We start from the raw sequence: 22,355 nt of genomic DNA on the forward strand, positions 1-22,355 counted from the left end.
TTGTTACCGTTCCAGGCTCAGTAAATGCCGAGGAGATAACAATGGATCAGAAAAACAAGGGTTATGAAACAGCCACCTTTGCAGGAGGCTGTTTCTGGTGCATGGAACCACCCTTCGACAAGCTGGATGGAGTTATCTCAACCACATCGGGCTACACCGGAGGGCAGGAGAAGAACCCGACTTACCAGGAAGTGTCCGCGGGCAAGACAGGCCACGCGGAGGCGGTTCAGATCGTCTTCGATCCCGGGAAGGTTTCCTACAAAAAACTGCTGGAGGTTTTCTGGATGCAGATCAACCCAACGACCCCTGACCGACAGTTCGTGGATGTGGGCTCCCAATACCGCTCGGGTATTTTCTACCTCGATGACAAGCAGCGCCGCCTGGCAGAGGAATCGAAAATAGAAATAGCTGAATCCGGACGCTTTGATGGGCCCATCGTCACCGAGATAACCAGGGCAGGTGATTTCTGGCCGGCCGAGGATTACCACCAGGATTACTACATGAAGAGTCCGCAGCGGTACAAATTCTACCGCTTCGGATCGGGCCGGGACCGGTACCTGAATAAGGTGTGGGGGGGGAAACCGTGATTCGTGATTAGTGCTTGGTGATTCGGAAAAAAATTATAGTCCAACAAAGAAAAGGGCCACATGCAGCCATTTAAGCTGGCTGGGCGCGGCCCTTTTCATTTGTGATCATCTGTCCCGTTAGTGACCGGGGTCTTTGGTTTGTTCGAGTTACGAGTCACTAATCACGAGTCACGGTTCTTCCCGAATCACGAATCACGGTTCTTATTCCGAGTTCCGAGTCTCAAATTACGAGTCACGGCCCTTTTCTCTGCTATCCATGAGCTCATTCCACCAGGATCTGTTAAGAAAAGCATCCTCAGGAAAATCCACCATCCTTTCGAACCGCTCGGGCGACACTGTCAGCGAGATGATCTCCGGGGGCAGGTACCTGCGCATGGCGAGATCGGTCGCCCCGATGACTGCCCGGTCCTTCCCGAAGTTGTTAAACACCTCCCACATGAGACCGCACCCGGACGAAAAGGGCGCGGCGACCTCATCGGGATCAGATCTCCAAAAGGTGGCAAGAGTCATAAGTCCGGCCAGTCGGTCCGGGTCCGCGAAGAAGGTAACGGACTTGACCTGGTCCCAGTGATCCAGTTTGAGAGGGCCCATCAGGACATGATCACCGACAGGTTCGGGAAATACTATCTGGTCCAGGAATTCCTGAGCGAGGGCAGGAGTAGCCTTTAACCCCTCACCCATGGGGGCCCCGTTTTTTCCATCGGTGAGGAAGTTGGCCATCCAGGGGGCGAATTTTTTGTCAAAACCGAAATGCTTCTGCAGCCCGGGGCAGCCGTGTGTCGGGTTCATGAAATCATCGCCCTCGGCCCGTTTGACTACAAGAGTTTCCCCCTTGAGCCAACGGGGGTAGTAAGCAAAGCAACAGGCACGGCCCTTGGCCTGGACAGATGGTTCGAAATCGGGTGAAGGATCGGTATCGTACAGCCCAATGATAGGGGTATCCAACCTGAGAGCTTTCGTGAGCCTTTCGATCCCTGCCGACGTCGGTGCCATATTTCCTTCCTTCGGGTAATTATATCAGGTCAACTTCTATTCAAAGATATCCCTGCAATTTAAGATCGGGGTTCTCTTCTATAAACTCCCAAAGAACGGTGCCAGCTTGCTTTCAAGATCCGGATCGTTCTCAATTATCTCAAGACCTATGCGGTTTTAAACAACCTCGCCGTATTGCGACTGGGAAACAAAACGCTGATCCGATACCTTTCGGCATCTTAAAGCATCCACAAAGAAACCCTCATCAAAGCAGTGGAGACCAATTATTGTTTCTTCCGGCACAGACTCATCTCCGTAATCAAAGATAGACAAACCTCCAAGGCTGATATCCATCATCCGATAGGACCTGCCATCGAGCAAAACCATGGCTCCCTTGGTGGGAGGGTGCCGCACCCACTTTCTTCTTTCCGTAACAGTGTCTTTCCACTCCAGTGATGGGTCCCTGCGTTTCATATCCTTTACCACCTTTGTTTGATATTGCCTGGATCAAGTAACCATGTTTCTATTATACATTCAATTAACTGATGGGACGGATCGTACACTGCAGAAAAAATGAAAATACCCGGAGACCCGGTGTGGATCGGGGCAGTAAACGGCCAGGGAGATCTCAGTCTCCCCCTTTCATACGCTTAATTACCTCATCCTCGATCCATTGGTCAGCCTCAAACCGAACCTCCTTGTACAGCTCTGACTTGGCGTAGGAGATGCTCAACTGGGTCTCGGAAGCGATAGTGCCCGTCTCTTTCACACCCAGGTGACGCATATGCTCTTCCGATTCCCGCCCCTGTCTTTCCAAGGTCTCTCTGGCGGTCTGGTAACGCCTTGCGGACTCTTCCTTAACCCAGACCAGGGCCTCCTCTTCAAGCTGCTCACGGAGTTTTTTTTCCTTATCTGACATGTCTGACATGCTTTACTCCCTTCCTCTCCCGATCCAAACGGGTAATGGTAATTACAACATTCCAGTTCAGGCGCTGCACATTCAAAACAGCACCACACATTACACAGGAAGTTAATAACTAACTAATCACAAATTGTCACGTGGAAGCAATGCAGATACGGAATTCGCAGTGGAAGGTGGAAAAAGGGAAAAGGGAAAAGGGAAAGATATTCCAAGGATGGCACTTCTCGTAATTATGACTGACCGTTGATTATTAAAACTTCACCACCAACCTTGCTGCAGCAGTTTATGTCAGGGTCATGCGATCGGCACGGATATTGATATCACCATCGATGTAAGCCATATTCAGCCCAACCTCCTCCGAAACAGGATCGAGAGTGTTGATCTCCAGGGCCATTTTACTTTCCCTGAGGAACCATCCTCGGTTCTTAAACCGGGCAGCAACTTCAGTCTGCTTGTCGACACGGCAGGCCACGATGAAACTCCACTTGCTCCGTGAATCTCGCCTTTCAATTCGGCTGACATTCACAAACCGGCCTCGACCTTTCATCTGACGTGCAAAATCCTTTACTTCGGCAACGATGTCCACACCACCGAAAATTTCCGCCCACACGAAACTCATCATGGACGCCATATCCCCTGGAGCCGGCTTTCCTGAATACGAAAGGCCACCATGGATCTCGTTAAGGGAGTGCCTGTTCATTTTCCTTTTACCGGCAGCCGCCCCATGATCAAGGCTTTCGACACTGAAAGTACCCGCGCCAATTTCGAGATGATAAGCATCCCACCTGCCTGTTTCGAGTTCAGGAAGTTCAAGACACGGACCCGGGCCGATGCTCCCCTGGGAAAGAGCCGGGATCGTCAGGATAAAGATCATGGCTATGGCTGTGAACGTGCTTCTCATGGTTAGGCTCCCGTGTTTGTTTGGCCTTACTGTTGGTATTACAAGAGCAAGGGCTGGACCAAATATAGAATGCAGAAAAAAGAACGCAGAATGTAGAATAAAAACAGACACTTGGAGCACAATCACAGGATGTGAACAGGATCATGGCTACTGCAATGAGCGTTCGGATTTCGAACGGGTGTATGGAAATCGGAGGGCAAAATGGAAAGTGGAAGGTGGAAGGTACATGAACACACAAAAGGGAACAGAGGAAAATATTGACGAGGAAGACGATAGTCTTTTTTATTTTTACATTTTACTTGCTACTAAAAGAAGCAGGCGGCCCGAAAGCCGCCTGAGTCATTCATTCGATAGTTTGTAACTACAGCATCGTATAATAAATTTTAACCCACCACAGCTTCTGAAGGGTAGTTTAAGACAAACCGTAGGTCGGCAAAATATGAGGCCGAACCCTAAAAATTTAATTCCAGGGCTATTGATCACCCATATTGAACTGATCGAGAGAGACCTTCTTATAACCTTGCGGGACCTGGAAAGTGGAGGCAGGCAGATTCTCCTCAACCAGCTCTTCCACGGGCGCCGATACCCCGCTTACAGAGTCCTCATCCACCACCTCTTCCATCATGAGCCAGCCCTTTTTCATCAGATCAAGGTAGGAAGATGACATGTCAACGGTGTCCCCGTTCATCCCGAGATCCTTGCACACCATCATTTTTTTCATGTGTTCATTTGCCTGGTCCCCGAAAGATCTATAGAAATTTGCCAGCTGGGCGTCCTCGGCCATCCACACTGTTCTTTCCAGCTGGCCGTTGTCCATCACCTGGTATTTAGTCGTCGCGTATCCGGCAACGGGCTCTCCTTTGCCGACCTTCTTTACAGTCACATTGGGCTTCGGCCTTGATTCGTTCATCTGCTTCATCTGGGCGAGCATTTCCGGAGGAGCGCCTGCGTACATCTTTTTGAGAACCTGACAGAACTCCTCGAACTTGAAGGTCGTGTATGTCCGTGAATCGTGATCTACCATCGTGACGGTGCCCTTCCTGAAATCCATGATCGATTCAGGGCCTCCGGCCTCCGGCGAGGGAACCTGTTTTACAATACCATCGCCGTAGTAGAACACACCCTCCTGGCTCGTTTCAACCCACCCGGCGAAAGCAGGGAAGGCAGACAGTACCAAAAGGGCCAGGGCCGCACTGAAAATTCTCCGAAATCTCATCATGTTCTCCTCTTATGTTTTTTCCATGGGGGCGCCCCCTGGAATTTTAACTTTACCTGCTCGGTATCTTCATACCACCCGGCATTCCTGCAGGCATTCCTGCAGGCATTCCTGCAGGCATGGCAAACTTGCTGAACCCCTGGGGGACTTCAAAGAGAGCCGGATCCTGTTTTCCAACATTCAGCTCCGTGATCTCGGATTTGACCTGCATATTGCGAGCTCCATCGGAAACCTGCATGTCGTTCTTGACCAGGATGCCGTCGTCGGTGAGCCAGCTGAAGCCTTCGAGCCTGTTGCCCTGGGGATCCTGGGCCACCGTCCTGTACTTTGTCGCAGCGATGCCGTTCACCGTCTCCTTGCCAAGGCTCTCCTTCTCCAGATATTTCAGGTTGCCGCCCCCGCCGGGAGCCGCCGCGATGGGCTTTTCCATGTACATTTTCTGCTTGGGCATGAGGATCCACATGACCCCCTTGTCGAAGCGGATGATCTGGATGGAATCGTGCATCTCCATGCGCTTCATGCCGGGCGCTGCGAAGACCTTCGATTCCACATCACCGCGTTCTGTACTCATACGCTGAGTCGCGCTGTATTGGGCGGTTGAGTCATCAGCCTGAACGGAAGAGATGGCAATCGCTGTATAAAAGCTGACCAACAGAATATACATAACGGTTTTTTTCATTTGTTTCTCCTATTGTTTAACCAGTTCCACACGGCGGTTCTTTGCCCGCCCTCCGTCGCTGGTGTTTGCCATGACCGGTGCCAGGGGGCCGACGCCTTCACCTCGCAGGCGGCTGACGCCACAGATTGTTATGTGTAAGGCCCGAATTCCCACTGATCAACATCTCGGAGGAGCGGTTCATGTTCTGCTTGCCGGACAGTGTGTTAGACCATTCACTATCCAGGAAATGCCACCTCCAGATGAAGTACCTTTTGGCACACGCTTTCTTGCCGAGCACCGTATTCCCGAAGCTGCATCCCCCCCATTCACTCTTTTTGCTTGTGGCTGCGTCTCCGAGGGTAAAGGTTTGCACCACCGTCCGGCTGGACGCTGTATTGGCATTAAGATAGGCATTAGCGACTGTCCGCCCGTCCATCCACTGTTTCGCAAACGGAACGGTCTGGGTCGGATAGAAATTGATGAACCGCGATCCTAAAACAGTATTGACCCCTATCCCCTGCCATGCGGAGGCGAGGCGGCTGCCCCAGCAACTCGTGTGATGCACCAGCCGGATGGGCAGGAACCGGTATCCGGTCGTCCCTCCGTCGGGTCCGGCGAGGCCACCGATGTCCGCTGCCGTAACCTGGTCGTTATTGGTCAGGCTGTACGGCCCGAAGCTAGCCCGGAATCTTCCGTCGGACCCGCCGTGAGAGATGATCCATATGTCGATGGTGTACCCCTCATCGGCGAGGCGCTTTATATAGGCAAACAGGTTGTTTTTGGTCGGCGCGTCCTTGATGTTGACGGTTCGTTCATCCTGCTCGGACAGATCCAGCCACGGTTCCACATTGTCATGCTTGAGAATAACGTTAAAATCGTAAAGTTCCATGATCTTTTTCAGTTTGACCGTCTCCTGGAAAAAGGATTTGAAGGGACTGTCGGCCATATAGGAAAAGATGATCCCGGCTTTGCGACCCGTCAGCTTCGGCAGCAACGGTTCAGCCTCGTTTTGCTGGGCCGGTGGTGGAGTCGAAGAGGTCGATGGAGGCGGTGCAGACGTGCCTGCGGCCGGCGTCCTGATGACCGGTGTTCTGATGACAGGTTGGCGTGTCTGCCACAGTGGCGCAACAGGTGTGGTGCCCACCGGGCGCGGTTGCACAACCGGTGTGGTGGCCGTTGGTTGCGTGCTTTGCTGCTGGGCGGGAGTTGAAACGGAAGGACTTGAAGTTGCAGCAGGAGCCGTCCATGTACCTGGCTGCGGCGCCTGTACAGTTTGAACTGTGCTGGCAGTTGGCTGTGATGGGATGGTCTGCGTGGGCTGCTGTATCTGCTGGGGTTGCGTGGTGGTCATCGCACCGCCCCAGACGGGAAGGTTGCCGGCTGATGCCCAACTGCTGCCAAACAGCACACCCGCCGCTACAGTAAGGGGAAATAAGGATTTAAACCGGAAATTTTTCACACATTGCTCCTCGTGGGGCTGATGCTGGAAGGTGGCGGCCCCCCGGACAAATTGCTTTTCGGGTTGGAAATCCCTTCCAGACTTAATTGCATTGCTCAGCTAGTGCGTAACCTTAAGGGCTCGGTTCCTTTCCAGCCCCGGACCCGTTGTTCACAACTCCGCGATCCACTCCATTAATTACCAGGGGGACTACCTGGCGATCCCGCCATAGGGTTTCCCCGGCAAATTCCCTTTCTGTATGACCACCGCTCTTTGTTCGCCGCTGCAAGTGTTCTGGATACGACAAATGATTTCGGTTCCGCGATCAAAGCAGGAACCTGGAACGTCCACCCAATCCGCAGTTGCTGGATCACATTTTTTATCCCCATCTGCCGACGGACTGGTAATGGAACCGGGTATTCTCGGTGTAGGTTTTGGCGCTATCTGCGGCTTCATTAGCATGACCGCGTATGAGGGTGAAGCCAATACTGCCAGCGCAAGCAGCGAAAAAACGATAAATGCGAACTTTTTCATCCTCTTTCTCCTTTTTGGTTAGGAACTGTTTGGTAAGACACCTTTTTACCAGCCACTATCGAACGCCGTATCACAGCCTGCGGCGTTACTGTTTCACCAGTTCCACCCGCCGGTTCTTTGCCCGCCCTCCATCGCTGCTGTTTGCCAGCACCGGCACCAGGGGGCCAACGCCTTCACCTCGCAGGCGGCTTTTTGCGATGCCGTACTTTACCGTCAGGACCTCCACCACCGCCCTGGCTCGGCGCACGGAAAGATCCCTGTTGTAATCCAGGCTCCCGACGCTGTCGGTATGTCCCACGACGTAAAGATTCAGATCGGGCCTCTGAGCGAGGAGTTTCGCGATCTCGCCTAACGCTTGCTCGGATTCCGGTTTCACATCTGCTTTGTCGGTGTCGAAATAGATGCCGTAGATGGAGGCGTGCCCGGTGCGGTCGATCTCGTCGGCCAGAGCATCGGCATCCACCTTGACCAGCCCCGTTTCCATGGGCTTTGATTCCACGATCCCCAGGAAGGTCTTGTCGGTGCCCTTGCACACGTGGAGGTTTACGAAGATGTCACCTTCAGGCCGCGCAAGCCTGGCCGTGGCGTGTCGCTGCTCGAAACAGGCCCACCGGTAGTTGAGCATGGGATCCTCCGGGCCTGGTTTGCCGCACTCCTTGTCGGCGCAGGTAAAGAGAAACTCGAAGCCGCCGGCCTTCATGGCTTCTTCGTAGTTCTGGTAGATCTCCAGGGTCGACCTTTTTTTAGGGTTCTGATAGACGATCCCGGTGGCCTTGCCCTTGACGGTTATGGTGTCAGCAAAACCGTCACGTCCTGATTTACCCGTGGGCATCTGCACTTCGTCGAAATCGCGGACAAAGGACTTGCCCCCCTTCGACCCGGGATAACGCTTGATCAAGGGATGGTCGCCGTCTTCGGCCCTGGAACCGGGAACCCAGGCGAACATTATTGCCGCCACCAGGACGAGAACAAATACCGTCAACGATGATTTTCCATACAACATGGCTCATTCTCCTTTATCAGTTCCCGGCAGGCAGCTTGCCCGCGAGATTTCTGACGCTCTTTTCGTCATTGTCTTCGCAGGTCCTGGAGGCGATCACATCCGCCATTTTTCGCTCCGCTTACCCTTCCCGCACCAGGGGGTCGGAGCGGGATCAGGGCCGTTTTTGCCTTAACCGGCCCCGGATACCCCTTTATTGATCCAACTCCCACCCTTCCGAAAACAGGCAAGATGGGCCGGGATGATCCCCTCCTCATCTTGCCCAGTTCACGCGCACCCGGTTTTCACCCTCTTCATAGTGGACCGTCAGTTCCCCGCGATAGGACCTTTGGACGGAGTCGCCCAGGCGGCGGGCGAGGTGCACGCCGGTAGTTGTAATGCCGGTGGTACCACCGTCATTCTCCATAGCCATGACCCTTTCCAGCGGATGCTCCCCCTTTTCCGCTTCCGCCACATTGCTGACCAGGTTCATGATCTCCTCGCGGTTCTCCGTGAAAAATGGCCCGTCCAGGGTAAGATATCCGGCCGGATAGTTATCCCTGATCCGTCTGCACGCCGGACAGACCGTACTGACAACCTCCCCTGAAGGTGCGCTCCACGTCCATCGGCCATCCACCACCGTCGCACCGCAATCCTTGCACACTGCCCCCCCGGGCGGCTTTTCCGCCAGCCTGTACGGATCCTTGTCCCCCTTGAACCTCATCCTGTCTACCCGTCCGGTCTTCCACTTCGCCATGATCGTACCTCCCCGGCCACGCCATGAGACATTCCAAGCCAACCATTCCCCTGTAATAATTATACCTCTCTGGGGTAGATCCAGGGGCCGGTCCAACCGCGGGGTTTTCGAATTCATCTCTGTCTTATAGGTTTCCTCTTTCCTCTTTTCCCCTTTCCTTTTCCCGGCGGTGTGCTATAACCCTCCCCCAATGAAAAGAACCGCGTACGGAAAGATCCTGACCTTACTCCTTGCGGCCGGAGCTTTGGCAGCCGCAACCGCCGGGGGGTGGCTTTTCCTGGCCGCCTCCGACCTGCCCGACGTCCGTTTCCTGGCCGGGGCCGACACTGTCGTCAACCTGACGGTGCTACTGCCAGACCAGGGGGTCGGACCCCAAATGCATTAAGCTATTTCGGCGGCACGACGATTATGATCTCGGTCGTCATGTTCCCGGCCAGCCCGAACCATTCCGGGAGGTTCTTGTTGGTCGCCACCGAGATCTGCTGCTTGCCCATGTAGGCGGCAGGTCCGCCGCCGGGCTCACCAACGTAAAGGATCCAGGCTCCGTACTCTGCGTTTAAAGCCCAGTCTGGAAATTTATCCTGGTAGAACGCCCGCACATCTTCGACGGGTGCCGAACTGGCGAACCGGGCACCGACCACTTCGTCGCCCAGGCCTCCGTTGATGAATTCCACGCCCTTGTAAAGCGGTATCCCCGCTTCCTTGAGGATCTTCGCGTCCTTCGCCGGCAGATCCGCCGCAAAAGCGATGAAGGTCGATAAGATCAACACCAGGCCAATTATTAAGGATATCTGTAATGTTTTTTTCATGGCTATCTCCTTGCGCTCCTCAGTTAATCAGCTCAACACTTCGCGTTATTTGGGTATCCGGACGGTGATCTCGGAATCTGTTGAACCCGGGGTCTCATCCGTGGTCCGAGTAAAGATGCACGGCTTTGTTGAAAGGTCCTTGGCCTCCATACCCCCGGGGCCCTTGTAGATGACCCTGCTCCCGTGACGTCCATTTCAGACCAGTCGGAGAACTTTTCCTCGTACCAGTCCATGATCTTGTCAGGGGAGTCCTTGGACTTGAACCACATGATGGTGGCGACCTCGTTATCCCCGGTGGTGTAACTGGCGCCCGGATACACCTGGACCCCGACACTTTCCAGGGCCTTTACCTGCTCTGCCGAGAGATCCTCCGCATAAGCAGCCATCGGTCCCGAGGCCACCATAACCATGCCCAGCAGCATTGCTGCAACTACTACTATTTTCTTCATATTTCACCTCATTTCCAGGAATGCATCCGATCTTTCAGATCACCACCGTTTATTCCCCGGGCATACAGCCATATCGTCCCACTGTTTGCCGCACCACGACCAATCCTCAGAATCAGCGTATCCGACCGGCCACTCCCAGCCGATCCAGTAAGCGTTCATTTCTATATCAAAAAGGCTGTCTTTCGGCCTTCCGTCGCAGCTGGTGGGATCCCACTTGCTGCAGTTTTTTCCGTCCAGCTTTTTTTCCACTTCGTCCGGGACCAGGTCGCCGTCAAAATCCAGTTTATGGCGTTCAAAAAATGACAAGGCCTGAGGGTTGGTCGCCCCCCACCACTCCCAGCGCTCTTTTTGATGCCGGGTTTCATGACGGGCCGTCTCCGCAAAGCAATCGATCCCCTTGGATTCTTTACCACCCAGAGCCTTTACTCTCGGCGCACAGGATTTCTGCATGATCCGATCGGTAAGAAACACTTTGTCTGCTGCGTAATCGTACTGCCCGATAGCCTTCGAACCATCCGTAGCTATTTTTACAGGCGTGTATGCCGGTTTATACCCCTTGCCGGCCTTCGTTTGCTTCCAGTAAAAGAACCAGTTGGGTATCGTTCCGCTCCCCGCACCGGGGTGGTTTAACGCATCCGGCGGGAAAAACAGTTGAACCACGACAGAGTCAGACTTCCCGCAGGCGCTGGCGGTGATCCTTTTTTTGCCCAATTGTGAGGTGTTCCCGGGAAGTCCTTCGAAACTGATCTTCACGGCGTTGGAGGCCGTCGCTGGATCAATCTTTTGCTTCGACCCGCTTAGCTCCTCCATTTTCCAGGATGCGTCGGCATCGCAGTCCCCCTTGACTTCCGCCTCTGCGTCGATCTCAAGTTCGCCAGGGTTTTCTTTGCCAAAGGTGAACTGATCGTCTTTTACAGGTGTTACGATCTTGATGGATGAGGGTTCCTTCTTCTCGGTGGGCTCTTTTTTCGGCGGCCCGGAGATCACGATTGTTTTCTCACTTTTTAATATCTTCGGCTTTTTCCTCTCGATATACGCGATCCATTTCGTATCACCGGTTGTCGTTCCCAGCCTGGTGCGGCAGACCAGGTCCCATGGGGTATTTATGGTCGTGGTTCTAATGGTGTAAGAACCTGGCTGGCCCAGATCCACCGTGCATCCCTCTTTCTTGGGAACCGAATGTTTCCCCTCGAAATAGGCGCTTGAAGCAATAACCTCTTCCACTCCGCTGTCGGCAATCTGATCTATCTCACTGCATGAGAACTCTGCACCCTGGGGAGGTGGAGAGCCGGTGAGGTCGCACTCCAGGGTGTATATCCCACCCGGATTGGGCTTTGTGTAATCGGGCTCGGGTGCACCCTGCGATTTTTTCGCACCGGCTTCCCGCAGGGTTTCTTTCAACTCATCATCACCGGTCAAGCTGGCCATATCCATGGCCGTCCCGCCACCTTTCCTTTTCTTCCCTTTCGAGCCCGGGGAACCCGCAGGAGCGTTCACATCCGCACCGGCCTCGATTAGAGCTTTGGCTATCTTTGTTTTCCTCATGGAGACCGCTCGCATGAGCGGCGACGTCCCGTCTTCATCCTTTGCTTCCACATCCGCGCCGCTCTCGATAAGGATATCGACGATGTTGGCCTTCCCCGCCATGACGGCCAGGCTCAGCGGCCTCATTCCAAGGAACCCGACACCGTTCACGTCCGCGCCGGCTTCGATCAAAGCCGTGATGATTTCGACCTTCCCTGGCTTGATCGCCGATGAAAGGGCCGTCGCGCCGGTTTTGCCGTCCCTTGTATTTACATTGGCACCGGCCTGGATAAGCGCCTTTACGGCATCGGCCTTGCCCTGGGAGACGAAACTCACGAGGACCGTCATGTTCATGAGATCGGATCTGGCGTTCACATCAGCGCCTTCCTGGGCCAGGAGGCTGATCATGGCCGGATCACGCGCGGCCATGATGACCGGCATGCCGCTGACACTCATGTTCACATCCGCGCCCTGGGTAATGAGTCCCCTGACACGCTCCAGGTCACCCTTGCCAACAGCTTTGAAAAACTCTTTCTGGGCGGGGTCAGGGGGGCTGGCAGCGAGGGCCAACGGCTGAAGCGAGACGGCAGCAAGCATCAAGGCAAGGAACATTGAAGAAAACACATAAAAGCGCCCCGCTCCTGGGCCCTGTTTTATTAAAGCCCGCCCCATTATCAAAAGACTCATGCCTGACACTCCTCCAAAGAACCCGTTTTCGCTTAATCCAGAACGCTGTTAAGCCCCTTCAGGTCCAGGGAATTTTTGACATAACTTTCAACGCTTTCCCGGTCACCATACACATTGGCGTAAAGGACGAGCGCGCGGAGGTGGTTGGCAGGCGTCTGGACGCTCTTGGGAAAGATGACTTTCCAGTTCACCCGGTCAAACTCGCTCACCTCCCACCCGCCGATATAATATTTGTAACCAAGATGATCCTGGTTGTTCTTGTCGATACGGAACGCGTGGGTCACGCCGGGCGCCGTCATGTCATACTTCTTGCCGATATGTTCTCCGCCATCGTTAACGAGTACCCTCACAAAAAATTCGGAGGGCTTACCTGCAGGCGGTTGTGAACCCGGTTCACCCCCTGCAGCCTGACCCATCGCCCCCTCCATCTGTTTCTGGAGCATGGCGTTAAGCTGCAGCTGAGCCTGCTGCATTTTTTCCACATCCCCGGTCATGGCCGCGTCCATCATCTCCTTCTCGAGTTCCTGGGCGGACTTTTCTTGCGCGGCCACTTGCCTTTCGGCAGCAGTGATCCGGTGGAATTTAAACCCAAGGTTAAGCCTCAGGGGGATCTTCCTGTCGTATTCGTAGATCAAAAGGTCATCACCCTGGCGAAATCCGCCCTGGTCGTCCCCCAAGGATGAACTGAGGTCCCGCTCCCAGCCGTCGAGGGGAGGCACCGCTGCCTTGACCTGATCAATGACGCGGTTGATGAACTGGATTTCGGCGGCAGTTGCCGGACTACCCTCATCGTCGCTGATAGGGTCGGCAGTGGCTCCTCCCTTAAATCCGGCCAGGAAGAAGAGTATGAGAAATACTGCCTTAAACTTGCGTGATAAATATCGTGTTTTCATTTCATATCCCTGGTTAATTGTTATTGGACGCTGATCTCATATTTAAAATTACCTGTGGTCCGGTAACCATCAATTCTGACGGCGATTCCTCTTGTCTTAACCTCTCTGAAAGTGAAAGAACAAGTCTGCCCGATATTATCCTTGCCTTTGGCGAACTCACAGTTCCACGGTGTCCAAAAATGTCCCCAATCTCCCATGTAACCAACCACTGTTGCTCTGGATCCTCCGTCAATTTTTTTTATTGTTATCGTGACAGGATCATTCGATTGCCAAAAGTGTCTAAGAAATTTCTTGTGGGTTGCGGAAACAATATTTCCCGTTCTGGATTCACCTCTTCCTGGCAATTGGACAATTGAATCATTTCTTCTGAAAACATTTGCCGATAAAGGGAAATTGTCCATGCATGAATAATAAAATCCCATTCTCATGTTTGCCGGAAAGTTTTGGATCGCATTCCGGTTACAAGGCAGTTCCCCTCTGGGGGTATTGACAGTCACGGTAAAAGTTCCAGTAGTGCCGCCAGCTACAGGAGTGTTCCCTATCGCCGCGTTGCCATTCAAGATGTTATAGATATAAGGAGCATTTATATTCCCGCTAACGTATTTCCAGGTAGAAAGTGGTTTGTTCTGGCCGTTGTAAATAGTTTCCCACGATTGAGTTTGCCATGGTTTTACACGCCATTCCTGAGCTGCAGCTGTTGCACTCGGGGAAACAAGTGTTGCCCCAATTGTCATTGTTGAACCACTATCTGAATCCTGGGTCGTTGTGCTTGATTGCGACGGTGATGAGCCTTGCTGCTGATCAGCCTGGGTCGCTGTTGGCTCCACCGGTGTCGCCACAATGGGAGCAGGGCCGGAGGAACGCTGACCGCTTACCGGCGTCACGGTCCCCTGGACAGGTGTTCCTGTTATGAGAGGAGGCGATGACTGCTGCTGATCGGCCTGGGTCGCCGTGGGCTCCACCGGCGTGGCGACAACGGGAGCGGGGCCGGAGGAACGCTGACCGCTTACCGGCGTCACGGTCCCCTGGACAGGCGTTCCTGTTATGAGAGGAGGCGATGACTGCTGCTGCCCGGCCTGGGTCGCTGTGGGCTCCACCGGTATCGCCACAATGGGAGCAGGACCGGAGGAACGCTGACCGCTTACCGGTGTCACGGTCCCTTGAACCGGTGTACCGACGATAGGCGTCGGAGAGGCCGGCTGGGGGGCGGGAACAGGGGGAGGTGTCCATCCGCCTCCGCTGGCGGGCGGACTGGCTCCCCACTGCGGCGCGGGAGCTTGATTAGAGGGCGGAGGGGCGGCGCCTCCGGGTTCACTCCACTGGCCCCCGCCGTCATTGGCGGGCTGGCCGTTATTCTGGCCGGCTCCGGGCTCCGGCCCCATGGATGCCGGCCAATAGACGGTGATGGTCACTGTGGACCCGAGCATGGTTATCCCACCAGCGCCTGGTTCCTGATCGATGACCGTGCCCTCTCTCCCGGCGAGATCCTCCCTGTATTTCCTGGCGTACACGATACTCGGCTCGACCCCGGATTGCTGCAGGACGGCCATGGCATCTGACTCGTACATCCCGACAACGCCCGGCACCCGGATCATCTCATCGGCCGCCTGATTGTAACGCTGCTGGCTCGGGCCCCGGTCGAGAGCACCGCCAAGTCCCGCCGCAGGGAGCAACAAACCGAACATGGGCAGGACGATATAAACAAGTCTGCTAAATTTCATGAGAGATCCTCCTGGACGTGATGCAACGGTGTCCACAATCAGACTGTTCCACTATGGGGCTGATGGCTCCCCCTTAGGCGGCAAGTCCGGCCCCGGCTTGAAAGTGCTGCCGGGGAGGTTCGGAGCGCTCCTGGGTTTGAACACGGTTGTCGGTGAAGTTGGCTTTCCTACCGGTGATACCGGTGTTTGCACCCGTGATGGCGGATTAGAAGCGGTGGAAACACGCTGCAGCCAATAGCTGCCTCCCCTGTTGACCATACCGGAGGTGGTGTCGTAAAGCTGCCTTTCGGTCAGTTTGCCGCAGCTCGCGTCCGCGTCGTAGATCCTCATGGTCGAAGCCTGGTAAGCAGCGTTTGCGGTGGGGACCTTTGTCTGCAAGGTGTGGAACAGGTAGTTTCCGGATGGGCTTCTGGTGATCGTTCCCTCGCCGCCCGTGGGTGCCCTCTGGGCCGACAGGTGGGTGGCGCGGTAGGTAACGCTGCCGCCTGCCGTGAAGATCTGCTCAAATTGCCATCCTGTGGTCCTGGTCCCGTTGTTGTAACCGTCCCATGCCCCGGAAAGATCACACTGCGCCGCACCGCCAGTGGTCCCTGTACCGCTGGCGGGCACCCTGGATGCAGTGCGCGGATCAACAGGTGTAAACTGTGTGCCTCTGGTCCCCTGGCTGGCATCTCCTCCCCCCCAGACAGGACCGGTCCCGCCGGAAACTGTATTATCAACGCATTGTATGTTGGCTCTTAAAGTCACCGTTTTCTCCGGTACTCTCCGGCCGTAAATGAACGATCCCAGAGTTTGAACAAAATCAAAGCGAATCTCCTTTTCCAGAACCGCCGATTTGCCAGGGATAAATACCGGAGGGGCTCCTGACGGGAACTGGCCGCCGGAGGTGTTGTTCACAGAACGCATGGGAATATCGAAACAGACCGAATTGATGTCCTGCTCCCGAAACGGCTGTCCGGATATCTCCAAACCAGTAAAGGTGCACAAGGGGGTGTCCAACTCCCCGTAACCCACACGGTAATAATATGGGTTATTACCTAATGATACGCTTCCCGGCTCCATGTGAACGGCAGAAACATAATTGATCTTTCTGCAGCGCTTTGTAATCCCACGAGGCTCTTCCACACGGGATACCTGGAAAGTAATACTGTTATTTCCTGAAAAACCTCCCTGGGGATGCACCTCGAAATTAAACTCCTGCTGGGAGGTAGTAACGGTCTCCACGCTTGATGCCGCGCCCATGGCGGTGTCGGAAAGACCCGTTACCAGGAAAAGGGCGACAGCGGCTGCCCACACAACGGGGAAGCTTCCCGCTCGCAGCATCAGTTTTTTTTCAGCATTCAATAACCTCATGGCACCCTCCTTATGGCCTTATCCACGGTTCCGTTGGTACGGCCCCCCTCGATCAGGTGAATCTGCCGTATCCAGGCATCCTGTCCCGGGCTCTGGCCTCCGGCAACAGACACCGATTTGATCACCTGGGGGCCAGGGGTAAGGTCCATCAATTCACTCTCGAAAAAAAACCATTTACCAATCGTTATCTGGACAACACCGTCAGCAGGACTTGACTGGCGATGGGTCGTGAACCTTGTGCGGTAAGCCTCATCACCACAGTGATCTTTACCCTCAGAATCCAGATAGCAGATGGAAAGCTCAATCGCCCCGGCATCGGTCTGTGACAGGCCCCCCGGATCCTTGTCGATACGCAGTTCCATCTCCAGGACAAGGGACCCCGCATCCCGGACTTCCCTCTGTATCACCTGCTTGACACCGGACCGAAGGGCCTTGCTGTCGCTCCAGATCCGCAGCCCATCTTTTCCGGATGCCACATGATCGACAGCGTCCCCATCCTCCCCCTCGGAAAACAGATCCCATCCCTGCAGACCCTGGCTGAAATCTCCGTTAAAGATCAGACCTCCCCCGGGACGCCAGTCGGTCCCTGGTCCGTTGTCAGGACCACGGGCATCATAGGGGTATTCCACAACGTATTGGACCTGGTCTGTTGTCTGCGGCAGGAATAGGTCCGACGGTCCGCGCAGGTAGGTGATCCCTGTTCCCACATGGTTCATGGGCCGGACGGCCGGGGTGGTCAGGTACATGAAATGACGGAAACGGCTTGTGGGCCCGGCGCCGCGAGGTCTGGCCTGGACGGCCACAAATGCCAGGTTACCCCGGCTGCGATCGGAGACGCCCACTCGCCACCGGTATTCTATCCAGTCCGGATCCGTGCGGACAACCGGGCCCAGAGGCAGTTTGTAGCTCCTGGCCTCGGGGTCGTAGGGCCAGCGGTCAAAAAGCTCGGCAGAAAGTTCCTTCCCGGCATCGGCCCGATAGCGCAGCCCCAGAGTGTAATCGAGCCCGGGTTCCAGATCCACCAGATAGATGGTGTTGTAGCCGTTCCCAAGGGGGCCTGACCGGTCCAGCGGCGTGTCGGCCCTGTTAAACCCTTGCCCTTCGTACCACTGACCGGTTGCGGGCAACTGTATGGCCCGCCACTGAATATCCGCCCCCCTCTGGCCGGCCCTGCCGAAGACAGGCAGGAGTAAAAGGGGAATCACAAGTGCAGTAGCGATCCTGAAAACCGGATTCATCAGCCGCTCCTATTCTTCATACCGGCTCACGATCTTTTCCACCGCCTCGTCGATGCAGTCGCGAAGGGCCTTGTCGATCCCCTCTTTCTTGTCGTGAGCGATCCCTAGGTTCGCGCCTTTCAGCTTTTTCTTCCCGAAAAGTTTTCCCAGACCGGAGGCGGAGAAACCGCCCTCCGAGATCTTTTTCCTGACGCTGACAGCATCGAGGACTTTCCCTGTTTTGGCATCCAGAACCCGCACGTCAAGGCCGATCTCGGCATTTTCACCGCTGGTTTCCACACCCACACCCTTGTAGGCTCCGGCGACGCCCGTTTTATCAGCCTGGGCGTTGGCTTCGGTGATGGCACCCGTGAAGATGAAGTCGGCCCCTGTAAGTTGATACTGAGCCACATCGCCGGTAGTCATCCCCCCCTGGTTAAGCTGCTTCTCCTGGTAAACACTTTCGTCCAGTCTCTGCCTTTCCAGGACGTCAAAGGCGTTGGACTTGATCAGCGCAGTCGTAAACATGTCTGTTGCCGAAGCTGGAGACACTTCAGGAACGGTGCTGTCGAACTGGTAGATCGTAACCGTCTTCTTGGGCGGCAGCTCTTCCGGAGGAGTTCCCCAGGACCAGGCGGACGCTGTTGACAGCAGAACGATGCAGACTGTCAACGTGAGCGAGAAAACCACTGCACTGTTTGAGATCTTTCGGTTCATTTTTGACTCCTTTTCTTAATTGGTGCGTACTGCCAGACACGCAATTCTATCGGACGGGCGAGTTCGGCGCATTTACCTGCTTGCACTCGAACCTTCCCGCCCCATCAGAAACACAGTTGTATCCTTTCGGAATGAGCCGCCGGACGCTCGAATGGATCTCACGGCCTGAGGACGGGACCTGGTAAACACAAAAAAGGTACTGATCCTGGACCTGGGATTTAATGAGCCTGGCCTGCTGGCCTTTATCAATGGCTTCCCAATAGGTGGGCAGGAGTTCTCCCTTTATCCCCGAATAAGCGCTGGGACACTGCAGATCAAAGCGCTGGGGGGTGGGTGTGACAGGGCTGTTGGCAGTTGGCCCTGGCTGGGAACTGTTCCCCCGCCAGTCCGGAGGAGCAGCCTGGGCAAATGAAAACCCGAGGAGAATTTGGGTGAAACACAGCACGATCACGGAGGTATTTAGGATCCTCATTAATTTGGCCTTTTATTTGATCTCCTCATTACCGGTTTGACGCATTACCGGCTTGAGGGTCATAATGATCCAGGATTTTATTCCGCAAAGAAACCTTTTCCGGGGCCGGGTCCGGACTCCCACCAAACTTTACCTTTCAGATAAGGTACAGTGGCGGGTAATGTAAAAACACCCCCGATTGGGGGGGATAGGGTAAGGGGGTAAGGGGGTAAGGGGGTAAGGGGGTAAGGGGGTAAGGGGGTAAGGGGATTTCAGGGTTCAGTATGGGTCGATGAGGCCGAGCCGGACCCCTTCGATGACAGCCTCAGCTCTCCGGGAGATATTCAGCTTCTGGTAGATGACCTTGGTATAGCTGGCCACGGTGCTGGGGGTCAGTCCGAGCAGCCTGGCGACTTCAGGGCGGGAGAAACCTTTCGCGATAAGCTGCAGAACACTCTTTTCCCGGTCGGTCAAAGCTTCGGTGCTTTCTGACTCTTCATTCTGGCGGGAGAAGTGGGTCAGGATCCGGCGGGCCACACCCGGTGCCAGCGGCGGCTCACCGTCCAGAACGGCTTTGAGCTGCTGGATCTGGCGGTCCAGCGGCTGCTCCTTTATAAGGTAGCCCATGGCCCCAGCGCGCAGGGCTGAGAAGATGTGCGTATCGTCGTCAAAGATCGTTGAAATGACGCAATAGATGTCAGGATGAGTCCTGCTCATCTCCCGAACCAGGTCGATCCCGGACCCGTCCGGCAGGTTGATGTCCACGAGTGCAAGGGAAAAATCATGTTTTTCCAGAAGAACGTGAGCCTCGCTCAGCGTGGCCGCCCCCATGCCCTGGGCCTGGGGAAAAGCCTCGGAAATATGGTTTTCCCACCAGAGTCTCGTGTCGTCGTGGTCTTCCACAATAAGGACATTACGCATTGTCTTTCCCTCAGTAATCATCAGCAACAGGCAGAGACAGACGAACCTCGAAGACCCCTTCGTCAGGAAGAGCTTCCCAACTGCACCATCCTCCGAGTTCACCCATTCTCCTCTCCATGTTCCGGATTCCCTTGCCAAAGATGAACGACCCTTGTTGCGGAATCCGTCCGTCGTTGCGAACAATGGCGACGAGTTTTCGGTCATCCCCATCCCAACTGACCCAGATGTTGTTGGGAAGGGCGTGGACAAAGGCGTTGGTTGATGCCTCAAAGAGCACCCGGGACAGATTCACCAACTGCCTTGAGGTCAGGAGCTGGAGGGAATTTATGGTCCCGCTTTCCCAATGGAGCACAACCCCGGCGTCTTCGCAGCGTTGAAAATATTCGTAACGCCATGCCGCCAGAGCCTCCTCAATGGTCACCTCTTCCTCCGGGTTGATACTGTAAATAATATCTCGGAGAGCCTTGAGTGCGTTGCGTGCCAGAAGCGTAACCCTGGGAGTTTTGGATGAGTGGACGAGGGACAGGAGGCGCCCCCCGACCTCATCGTGCAGGTCCCTCATGATCCGTTCCCGTTCTTCGTCCACGCCGCGATTATAAACGGTTAACCGGTCCTCCGTGTTTCTGGCGACATCATAGAGAGTTTTTGCCAGTTTAACGTCCCTTGGAGAAAAAAGCCGGCTGCCCCTGTCCGCGAAGTGCAATTCTATTTTACCTGTTCCGTCCAGAGTGGGGACCAGCATGATCTCACCGTGGTTTTCCAGCCTGGGACCCTCTATCCGATCTTCAAGGTTTCTGTGCGAGAGGGGGAGGAACACCTCCCTCAGGGCGCGGATCCAGGCTTTATCTTTGACGTTCAGCGCACCGACCAAGCCCGCGAGGAGTGCGGGAAGGTGCCGTTCGAGGCGGTTTTCCTGACGCCGGTACAACCGGCCCCAGACCCATTGTCGCGCAGGGAAATAGAACCATCCGACCATAACAAGCGCCAGGACCAGGGCGATGGACGGATCGGAGACGATGGTAAACGCCAGGATGCCGTCAAGCAGCAGGACCGAAACACCCGCCAGGAACCACAACCAGAATTCGAACCACCAGCGGTCGATGTCGAAAAGGCGGTATCGAAGGATGCCCAGAGCCAGACCGACGTAGGTCAAGGTTATCGACCCGAGCCAGACCGTGATGGGCACCATCGTGCGTCCCATGAAAACAGCTGGCACAAAGTAGATAAAAATACCGAACCCGATAAAACCCAGGCACGATAACAGGAACCATTTCAGTGCCGCCCTCTCGACAGGACGCCCCTCAGAACGCCTCCATTGGAGTGCGGACACGGAAACGGCGATCATGAAATAGAGTACGGGTTGGACTAAAGTGGTGTGTAACGGCAGGTCCATCCACTGAAAGTGTTCGTTCAACGCGAATGAGGAGACAAGAACGGCGACCACCCTGGTGAACGGAAAGGTGCCAAGAAAGGTGGGATAGTGGAAAAGCAGGCCGAGACCGAAGACCGCGAAGATGTTGTTCCCGGCGTGGTAAATCTCGCGAAGCGTCCACGTGAGTACCGGGTCGAAGGCGATCTCCTTCGATACAATAATCGCCAATGATGTCCCTGTGATGAGAAGGCCGACCCCCGAAAATAAAAACATCCGAACTGCCGTATTACGCCTCCTTACCGACCAGACGGCCGCACTGATCAAAAATATCGTGACCCCCATGGCGTTGAGCAGCCAGGACTCAAGGGGCATGGAGGACCAGGGCCTGGCGGCTGCCGGCTGTAACCTGATCTTTCGCCCGTCAGCGAGGTTCAGCTCCACAACGGGTTCACGGAGGATCCCGGCAACGATCTCCTGCCGCTCCAGAAACAGATTGTACTCCCGGAAGGTCGGAAAAACATCCGGGTCTTCGACAAGGTCGGCAGTCTCAAATGTGTACGGAAATCCGGAAGTGGACCGGATAGAGATGATGGCATCGCCGGGAGTGAGGATAAGATCCGCGGGGCTGCCCTCATGAACCCCCTCGACAACAACTCCAGGCTGCCCCTCATCCAGGCGCAGGTCCACGCCGAGCCAGGGCTGGTGCAGCGCAACCCACGTCGATAAAACCACGCATACCATACCAAGCAGAGCCGCGATGGAAAGGATCCTGTAAGGTGACACAGTAATTCCCGCACCTGGATCTCCACTAATTCTCTCGCTACCACCGTTCATTTGTAAATTTTGCTCCTCAAAGTAATATTTTGAAGATTTAACAACCGACACCGCTTCATGTGAATCGGAACCAACCCGTCCTTCAAGGGGATAATATCAGGAAGCCTGACAGCTGGAACCCCCTGAGGATCAAGTCCTGCTAGCGGCAATTTCACAACCCCTGATTTATAAATATCGGGACCGTGAGCAAGTATAGAATCTAAATTGTTTACAAAGAAAGGAAAAAACTGTCAGCCTGTGAAGTGGGAGTTTCTTTCCACTAAACCGTCTATTGACAGGGTCGCAAAAAGTCCGTTATCGGCTTTTTGCTCCTCGGGAAGGAAAAAGCGCGGTTTTTCCTTCCCTCACGGATCAATGACTTATATCGACAGTCCAACATAAGGGAACAAGTAGTCCTGGATTTTAGCACCAAACATCAAACGTCAAACTGTACTACCAAGATA

General features: G+C 54.8%; 25 protein-coding genes. 4 read left to right on the forward strand and 21 right to left on the reverse strand.

Annotation, left to right across the window (positions count from 1 at the left end; translation table 11 throughout):
- The first annotated feature begins 41 nt into the window (after positions 1-41).
- The gene (gene msrA, locus P1S59_02645) at positions 42-587 is read left to right on the forward strand and encodes a peptide-methionine (S)-S-oxide reductase MsrA (GenBank protein ID MDF1525158.1); all 546 of its coding nucleotides are present in this window, start codon (positions 42-44) and stop codon (positions 585-587) included.
- A 225-nt stretch (positions 588-812) separates the two neighbouring features.
- On the opposite strand, the gene P1S59_02650 is transcribed toward msrA, so the two are convergent.
- The 4 genes from P1S59_02650 to P1S59_02665 form a co-directional block, all read right to left on the reverse strand.
- Positions 813-1,580, reverse strand: a complete 768-nt coding sequence (locus P1S59_02650; GenBank protein MDF1525159.1) for a DUF169 domain-containing protein — start codon at positions 1,578-1,580, stop codon at positions 813-815.
- A gap of 156 nt (positions 1,581-1,736) precedes the next feature.
- Positions 1,737-2,033, reverse strand: a complete 297-nt coding sequence (locus P1S59_02655; GenBank protein MDF1525160.1) for a hypothetical protein — start codon at positions 2,031-2,033, stop codon at positions 1,737-1,739.
- Positions 2,034-2,187: 154 nt separating this feature from the next.
- The gene (locus P1S59_02660) at positions 2,188-2,487 is read right to left on the reverse strand and encodes a hypothetical protein (protein MDF1525161.1); all 300 of its coding nucleotides are present in this window, start codon (positions 2,485-2,487) and stop codon (positions 2,188-2,190) included.
- Between the two features lie 277 nt (positions 2,488-2,764).
- Positions 2,765-3,382 (reverse strand): hypothetical protein, encoded by a 618-nt coding sequence (locus tag P1S59_02665; protein ID MDF1525162.1) that lies wholly within the window; start codon positions 3,380-3,382, stop codon positions 2,765-2,767.
- Between P1S59_02665 and P1S59_02670 the strand changes: the two genes are divergently transcribed.
- Positions 3,354-3,743 carry a hypothetical protein gene (locus P1S59_02670; protein MDF1525163.1) on the forward strand — a complete coding sequence of 130 codons (390 nt, stop codon included), beginning with the start codon at positions 3,354-3,356 and terminating at the stop codon, positions 3,741-3,743. The two genes, P1S59_02665 and P1S59_02670, sit on opposite strands and share 29 nt — an antisense overlap.
- Before the next feature lie 111 nt (positions 3,744-3,854).
- Here the strand turns inward: P1S59_02670 and P1S59_02675 are convergent, their stop codons facing one another.
- From P1S59_02675 to P1S59_02685, 3 genes are all read right to left on the reverse strand, one after another.
- The gene (locus P1S59_02675) at positions 3,855-4,601 is read right to left on the reverse strand and encodes a DUF4412 domain-containing protein (GenBank protein MDF1525164.1); all 747 of its coding nucleotides are present in this window, start codon (positions 4,599-4,601) and stop codon (positions 3,855-3,857) included.
- A gap of 49 nt (positions 4,602-4,650) precedes the next feature.
- Positions 4,651-5,277, reverse strand: a complete 627-nt coding sequence (locus P1S59_02680) for a hypothetical protein (protein MDF1525165.1) — start codon at positions 5,275-5,277, stop codon at positions 4,651-4,653.
- A gap of 97 nt (positions 5,278-5,374) precedes the next feature.
- A complete protein-coding gene (locus P1S59_02685; GenBank protein MDF1525166.1) occupies positions 5,375-6,250 on the reverse strand; it encodes a hypothetical protein in 876 nt (291 codons plus the stop codon).
- Between P1S59_02685 and P1S59_02690 the strand changes: the two genes are divergently transcribed.
- Entirely contained in the window at positions 6,225-6,533 is a 309-nt protein-coding gene (locus P1S59_02690) for a hypothetical protein (protein MDF1525167.1), read from the forward strand. The two genes, P1S59_02685 and P1S59_02690, sit on opposite strands and share 26 nt — an antisense overlap.
- A gap of 371 nt (positions 6,534-6,904) precedes the next feature.
- Here the strand turns inward: P1S59_02690 and P1S59_02695 are convergent, their stop codons facing one another.
- The 3 genes from P1S59_02695 to P1S59_02705 form a co-directional block, all read right to left on the reverse strand.
- On the reverse strand, positions 6,905-7,228 hold the full coding sequence (locus P1S59_02695) for a hypothetical protein (protein MDF1525168.1): 324 nt from the start codon (positions 7,226-7,228) through the stop codon (positions 6,905-6,907).
- Positions 7,229-7,313: 85 nt separating this feature from the next.
- Positions 7,314-8,231, reverse strand: coding sequence for an OmpA family protein (locus P1S59_02700; GenBank protein MDF1525169.1), 918 nt, complete (start codon positions 8,229-8,231; stop codon positions 7,314-7,316).
- A gap of 250 nt (positions 8,232-8,481) precedes the next feature.
- Positions 8,482-8,964, reverse strand: a complete 483-nt coding sequence (locus P1S59_02705; GenBank protein ID MDF1525170.1) for a BCAM0308 family protein — start codon at positions 8,962-8,964, stop codon at positions 8,482-8,484.
- Positions 8,965-9,154: 190 nt separating this feature from the next.
- On the opposite strand from P1S59_02705, the gene P1S59_02710 reads away from it, so the two are divergent.
- Positions 9,155-9,349, forward strand: a complete 195-nt coding sequence (locus P1S59_02710) for a hypothetical protein (protein MDF1525171.1) — start codon at positions 9,155-9,157, stop codon at positions 9,347-9,349.
- 1 nt (position 9,350) lies between these two features.
- Here P1S59_02710 and P1S59_02715 read toward each other — a convergent pair whose 3' ends face one another.
- From P1S59_02715 to P1S59_02765, 11 genes are all read right to left on the reverse strand, one after another.
- Positions 9,351-9,773 (reverse strand): hypothetical protein, encoded by a 423-nt coding sequence (locus P1S59_02715; protein MDF1525172.1) that lies wholly within the window; start codon positions 9,771-9,773, stop codon positions 9,351-9,353.
- A gap of 32 nt (positions 9,774-9,805) precedes the next feature.
- Positions 9,806-10,222: a hypothetical protein gene (locus P1S59_02720; GenBank protein MDF1525173.1), complete on the reverse strand. Its 417-nt coding sequence runs from the start codon at positions 10,220-10,222 to the stop codon at positions 9,806-9,808.
- A 39-nt stretch (positions 10,223-10,261) separates the two neighbouring features.
- The gene (locus P1S59_02725) at positions 10,262-12,433 is read right to left on the reverse strand and encodes an ankyrin repeat domain-containing protein (protein MDF1525174.1); all 2,172 of its coding nucleotides are present in this window, start codon (positions 12,431-12,433) and stop codon (positions 10,262-10,264) included.
- A gap of 32 nt (positions 12,434-12,465) precedes the next feature.
- Positions 12,466-13,326, reverse strand: coding sequence for a hypothetical protein (locus tag P1S59_02730; protein MDF1525175.1), 861 nt, complete (start codon positions 13,324-13,326; stop codon positions 12,466-12,468).
- A 20-nt stretch (positions 13,327-13,346) separates the two neighbouring features.
- Positions 13,347-15,047 (reverse strand): PASTA domain-containing protein, encoded by a 1,701-nt coding sequence (locus tag P1S59_02735; protein MDF1525176.1) that lies wholly within the window; start codon positions 15,045-15,047, stop codon positions 13,347-13,349.
- Positions 15,048-15,098: 51 nt separating this feature from the next.
- The gene (locus tag P1S59_02740) at positions 15,099-16,400 is read right to left on the reverse strand and encodes a hypothetical protein (GenBank protein ID MDF1525177.1); all 1,302 of its coding nucleotides are present in this window, start codon (positions 16,398-16,400) and stop codon (positions 15,099-15,101) included.
- Positions 16,397-17,638 carry a hypothetical protein gene (locus tag P1S59_02745; protein MDF1525178.1) on the reverse strand — a complete coding sequence of 414 codons (1,242 nt, stop codon included), beginning with the start codon at positions 17,636-17,638 and terminating at the stop codon, positions 16,397-16,399. The genes P1S59_02740 and P1S59_02745 overlap by 4 nt, the downstream gene beginning before the upstream one ends.
- Before the next feature lie 9 nt (positions 17,639-17,647).
- Positions 17,648-18,334 carry a CsgG/HfaB family protein gene (locus P1S59_02750; protein MDF1525179.1) on the reverse strand — a complete coding sequence of 229 codons (687 nt, stop codon included), beginning with the start codon at positions 18,332-18,334 and terminating at the stop codon, positions 17,648-17,650.
- A gap of 46 nt (positions 18,335-18,380) precedes the next feature.
- Positions 18,381-18,806 (reverse strand): hypothetical protein, encoded by a 426-nt coding sequence (locus P1S59_02755; GenBank protein ID MDF1525180.1) that lies wholly within the window; start codon positions 18,804-18,806, stop codon positions 18,381-18,383.
- Positions 18,807-19,064: 258 nt separating this feature from the next.
- Entirely contained in the window at positions 19,065-19,706 is a 642-nt protein-coding gene (locus tag P1S59_02760; GenBank protein MDF1525181.1) for a response regulator transcription factor, read from the reverse strand.
- Between the two features lie 10 nt (positions 19,707-19,716).
- The gene (locus P1S59_02765; protein ID MDF1525182.1) at positions 19,717-21,912 is read right to left on the reverse strand and encodes a hypothetical protein; all 2,196 of its coding nucleotides are present in this window, start codon (positions 21,910-21,912) and stop codon (positions 19,717-19,719) included.
- Between the last annotated feature and the right edge of the window lie 443 nt (positions 21,913-22,355).

Source organism: bacterium, assembly GCA_029210965.1.
Lineage (GTDB): Bacteria > BMS3Abin14 > BMS3Abin14 > BMS3Abin14 > BMS3Abin14 > JALHUC01.

Coding starts and splice junctions, on each gene's coding strand:
- msrA (MDF1525158.1), top strand. CDS start 42: ATGGATCAGAAAAACAAGGGTTATGAAACAGCCACCTTTGCAGGAGGC.
- P1S59_02650 (MDF1525159.1), bottom strand. CDS start 1,580: ATGGCACCGACGTCGGCAGGGATCGAAAGGCTCACGAAAGCTCTCAGG.
- P1S59_02655 (MDF1525160.1), bottom strand. CDS start 2,033: ATGAAACGCAGGGACCCATCACTGGAGTGGAAAGACACTGTTACGGAA.
- P1S59_02660 (MDF1525161.1), bottom strand. CDS start 2,487: ATGTCAGACATGTCAGATAAGGAAAAAAAACTCCGTGAGCAGCTTGAA.
- P1S59_02670 (MDF1525163.1), top strand. CDS start 3,354: ATGGCTATGGCTGTGAACGTGCTTCTCATGGTTAGGCTCCCGTGTTTG.
- P1S59_02665 (MDF1525162.1), bottom strand. CDS start 3,382: ATGAGAAGCACGTTCACAGCCATAGCCATGATCTTTATCCTGACGATC.
- P1S59_02675 (MDF1525164.1), bottom strand. CDS start 4,601: ATGATGAGATTTCGGAGAATTTTCAGTGCGGCCCTGGCCCTTTTGGTA.
- P1S59_02680 (MDF1525165.1), bottom strand. CDS start 5,277: ATGAAAAAAACCGTTATGTATATTCTGTTGGTCAGCTTTTATACAGCG.
- P1S59_02695 (MDF1525168.1), bottom strand. CDS start 7,228: ATGAAAAAGTTCGCATTTATCGTTTTTTCGCTGCTTGCGCTGGCAGTA.
- P1S59_02700 (MDF1525169.1), bottom strand. CDS start 8,231: ATGTTGTATGGAAAATCATCGTTGACGGTATTTGTTCTCGTCCTGGTG.
- P1S59_02705 (MDF1525170.1), bottom strand. CDS start 8,964: ATGGCGAAGTGGAAGACCGGACGGGTAGACAGGATGAGGTTCAAGGGG.
- P1S59_02710 (MDF1525171.1), top strand. CDS start 9,155: ATGAAAAGAACCGCGTACGGAAAGATCCTGACCTTACTCCTTGCGGCC.
- P1S59_02715 (MDF1525172.1), bottom strand. CDS start 9,773: ATGAAAAAAACATTACAGATATCCTTAATAATTGGCCTGGTGTTGATC.
- P1S59_02720 (MDF1525173.1), bottom strand. CDS start 10,222: ATGAAGAAAATAGTAGTAGTTGCAGCAATGCTGCTGGGCATGGTTATG.
- P1S59_02725 (MDF1525174.1), bottom strand. CDS start 12,433: ATGAGTCTTTTGATAATGGGGCGGGCTTTAATAAAACAGGGCCCAGGA.
- P1S59_02730 (MDF1525175.1), bottom strand. CDS start 13,326: ATGAAAACACGATATTTATCACGCAAGTTTAAGGCAGTATTTCTCATA.
- P1S59_02735 (MDF1525176.1), bottom strand. CDS start 15,047: ATGAAATTTAGCAGACTTGTTTATATCGTCCTGCCCATGTTCGGTTTG.
- P1S59_02740 (MDF1525177.1), bottom strand. CDS start 16,400: ATGAGGTTATTGAATGCTGAAAAAAAACTGATGCTGCGAGCGGGAAGC.
- P1S59_02745 (MDF1525178.1), bottom strand. CDS start 17,638: ATGAATCCGGTTTTCAGGATCGCTACTGCACTTGTGATTCCCCTTTTA.
- P1S59_02750 (MDF1525179.1), bottom strand. CDS start 18,334: ATGAACCGAAAGATCTCAAACAGTGCAGTGGTTTTCTCGCTCACGTTG.
- P1S59_02755 (MDF1525180.1), bottom strand. CDS start 18,806: ATGAGGATCCTAAATACCTCCGTGATCGTGCTGTGTTTCACCCAAATT.
- P1S59_02760 (MDF1525181.1), bottom strand. CDS start 19,706: ATGCGTAATGTCCTTATTGTGGAAGACCACGACGACACGAGACTCTGG.
- P1S59_02765 (MDF1525182.1), bottom strand. CDS start 21,912: ATGAACGGTGGTAGCGAGAGAATTAGTGGAGATCCAGGTGCGGGAATT.